The sequence below is a fragment of the Granulicella sp. S190 genome (assembly GCF_009766095.1).
Classification (GTDB): Bacteria; Acidobacteriota; Terriglobia; order Terriglobales; family Acidobacteriaceae; genus Edaphobacter.
In genome coordinates this window covers 1-228 of the sequence record NZ_LMUD01000010.1, presented here as the reverse complement: position 1 = coordinate 228, position 228 = coordinate 1, and the positions used below count along the sequence as shown (strand labels likewise).

Sequence of the window (228 nt, the reverse complement as noted above, 5' to 3'; positions counted from 1 at the left end):
CTCACCTCCGCCGATACCGCCACCTCGCCCGTCGGCTCCTACCCCATCACCGCCGCCCCCGGAACCCTCGCCGCCAAGAACTACACCTTCACCTACACCAACGGCACCCTCACCGTCACCCAGGCCTCCGCCTCCAGCTACACCATCACCTGGCCCAACCAGAGCATCGTCTACGGAACCGCCCTCGGCGGCAGCACCGGCATCAAGGCCTCCGCCTCCATCTCCGGC

1 protein-coding gene is annotated in these 228 nt (G+C 68.4%); it reads left to right on the top strand.

What is annotated here, in order from left to right; all coding sequences use genetic code 11:
* Positions 1–228 (top strand): MBG-2 domain-containing protein (locus GSQ94_RS06100; protein WP_174240888.1); only part of this gene is annotated, 228 nt, incomplete at both ends.